This window comes from Helicobacter bizzozeronii (genome assembly GCF_900196775.1).
Taxonomy (GTDB): domain Bacteria; phylum Campylobacterota; class Campylobacteria; order Campylobacterales; family Helicobacteraceae; genus Helicobacter; species Helicobacter bizzozeronii.
Window position 1 is genome coordinate 1 of sequence record NZ_FZLB01000082.1, and the last position, 3,071, is coordinate 3,071.

2 protein-coding genes are annotated in these 3,071 nt (G+C 44.5%); both read right to left on the reverse strand.

All coding sequences use genetic code 11. The features are described from left to right. Positions 1–2,423 (reverse strand): PBECR3 domain-containing polyvalent protein (locus C5684_RS08015; protein WP_104639978.1); only part of this gene is annotated, 2,423 nt, incomplete at its 3' end. A 129-nt stretch (positions 2,424–2,552) separates the two neighbouring features. Then, positions 2,553–3,071, reverse strand: a 519-nt coding sequence (locus tag C5684_RS08020) for an LPD3 domain-containing protein (protein ID WP_104639979.1), incomplete at its 5' end; no start/stop codon positions are given.

Below are 3,071 nucleotides of genomic sequence, written 5' to 3' on the forward strand. Positions count from 1 at the left end.
GTCTGTGTGCGGGTCTGTGTACCCACACCTGCATTTAAGTTAGGCTTGACATCGCTTGTTTTGACAATGACAAAATCTAGCGGGTAAATGCGTGCATCATCAAGGCTGACAGAACTGCTATAGCCCTTTAGTTTAGTCATTGGGATAGCTTGTCCGATTTGCAAATTTTTGTCATTCTGTTTGCCCCCAGCTTGGGCTTGCTTTTGCTCTTGGGCTTGTTGGTAGTCTTTGGCTGCTTGGGCGCGGCGTTCTTGCTCTTGAGCCTCTCTTTGGGCTTGCTTTTGCTCCTCTAGCCTCTTGGCTTCTAACTTGGCTTGTTCTCTAGCCTGACGGGCTTGCAGTGCCTGCTGGTGGATGCTTAAGGGGCTTGTTTGGGGGGTTGTGGTATCCTCTTTTAAAGGAGTTTGTATGGATTTTCCACTATCCCCTGAAAAACTAGAATTTCGGCTTAACTCAGACTCGGGGCGCTTATATGCAGTATCTCCCTCTGAAAAAGCGCGGTTTGAATTTGACTTTTCTAAAGGCTCTTGGGTGGGTTTCCCCTCTGTGGGTGATTTTCTGACTAGAACGGACTTTTCAGAGTTTGAGGCACTGGTTAAGCTCACCTCGTATGAAGTGAAGTCGCTTATATCCAAATCCATGCCTTGAGCTAGGCGGTTGCTTTCAGCCTCTAAAGCCATTAACTCTTCATCTGTGAGTTTTGCACGCTCTTTTGGGTTTCTGACAATATGATAAATCGGGTCTAACTCTTTTTTAGTCCCCCAAGTGCTGTTAGTGTGTAGCTGCATTTCGCTAGCTACCCCGTTATAATTAAACTGGATATGCACGCCTTTATACCCACTTTGGCGGTGGTGTAGCTCTATGGTAGGCTCTATCCCTTGTGCTCTTAGGCTATCCTCAATGTGGATTAACTGGCTATTGAGTTGCCCCCTATGCTCCACTCTAATAGCCGCTCTTAAAAAGTCGCCAATAGCGGTTATATCCCCTTGCTTGCGTCTGATCTTGCTCTCAATACTCTCTACACTCTTAAGCAAGTTGCTCGCCTCTAACTCACTACTAGCCCCTTTGAGCCCCTCTAAAAGCCCTTTAAACCCCGCTTCTTTCTCTTTGGCTTTGGCGTGAAGCTCTGTGGCTTGATTTTTAAGCTCTTGGGTGGTAGCCTGATTATGGGCGGTAGGCAGTTTAGGATTGTAACCGCCCTGATAATCTGTAAAATTGCGGCTACTATAAAAATCAAAAATCTTTTTCCCATCGTTAAATTCATCCACCACCACTCTTAAGGTAACCCCATCTTTTTCTTTAAGTGTGTAAGCATAACGCAGGGCATTTTCTCTAAGCTCAAAGCTAGTGGCATCCATTTCCCCGTTACGCAACACAAAGCCTATATTTAAAAGCTCCGCACTATTGAGCCCTCCGGTCTTTTCCTCACCAAAGTGTTTGATGAGAATTTTCCTAGCCCCAATTTTGCGGCTACCTGTTTCTAGGGTGTAGAGCTCTTGTAAATCTTTGCCCTGTAAGCGACTACTAGGGATTTCCCCCTTAAAGACTTTTAAAATCTCTTGTTGTTCGGGGTTTAGGGTGCTAGGGTCTATCTTTTTTAATGCCTCTTGGGCTTTATCATCTTTGGTGCGCCCTGCTAATTCTTGATTTTTAAGCTCTGGGGTGGTAGGGTTAGACTTGGAGCCGGTTGCGTCTAAGGGCGTACTCGGGTTTATCTCGGGGGCATTCCCGCTATCTTTGGATAGTCGTATGCCTGCTCCGCTAAAATCGCGGTTTTTCTCTAAAAGCCCGTTTTCTTTATACATGGTTTTGAGATTCAAGGCGTTATTTTTCTTGCTAACAATTTCAATCACCACGGCATACCCGTTAATTTGTTTGCCCGCTAGAAGTGTGGTTATATCCTTGTATTTTTGTATTTCTATTTTATCCGCATGATTGACAATATCCGGGTAGTTTTGGATATCCTCCAATTTAACCGCTGGTTGCCCACTGCTCTCTACTAAAGGACTCCCCTCTCCATGCCTTTTTTCAATATGGGTTAAAGCGTCTCCATCAAATAACATCTTAATAGGCTTGTTAGGGTCAAAACCTAGGCGTTGGATAATTTGGGGGTTTGTTAAATCCCCCACCCAAACCTTATCATTCTTACGTCTTTTGACTTCCTCTAAAAATTCTTGTGTTAAGTCCTCTTTAGTGGCTTTGCGTGTGGGCGTGGTTTTGCTAATAAGTTCCCCATTCCCCTCCTTGCTCGTGTGTTCGTCATTGGGTGGCTTATTGCCCCCACCACTAATGGGCGTGTCTTTGGGATTAGCTATCCCTCCACCTCCACCACCACCAGGGGGTGGCTCATCTGGTGGTAATCCCCCCTCAATCTCTCTAATCAAGGCTTTAGTGGCGTTGTTTTTTAATTTGAGATTAAGCATTTATGTTGTATGTTCCTTTTTACGGGCTTTACAATAAATCGCCTGAAAGTTCATTGGACTTCGCACATCCTCTCGTCATAGTGAGTTTAGCTCGCCTCTGCTGGGACTACATAGGTGTGCTGTAATCCCTTAAGGCAGAGGGCTTAACTCTTCTAGCTCTAGACTGTGGATTCTGTGCCCTTGTTGCACGCTCTCTCTTAGTGTAATTTTAGCTTGGGCTCTTTTGCCATTGATGTTGATCTCTGTAAAGTATCTATGCACCGCTTTTATACCGGGGCTTTCTTTGTAATCTGGGTGCGTTTCTCCTAATCTCGCATTTTCAAAAAGAGCCTTAATATCTGCCCCCACTTTAAAATGTTCCTCTTGGGTGAAGCCATTAGCCAAGCTTTTCTTTAGAGCTTTTGTGCTGGATATTTTGGTGAGACCATTAGTTGAAATCCGTGCAACTACCCCCGTTTCTTTATTCATGATATCTTGGTTTAAAATATGGACTAGACTCTGTCTTAGATCTACCCTTAAATCTTTTAACTCTTTGTTCCCCTCTGTTTTATAATCAAAAGATTTTGGCTCATCTGGTGGTAATCCCCCCTCAATCTCTCTAATCAAGGCTTTAGTGGCGTTATCAAAGTCTTGGCGTTGGACTAGGTG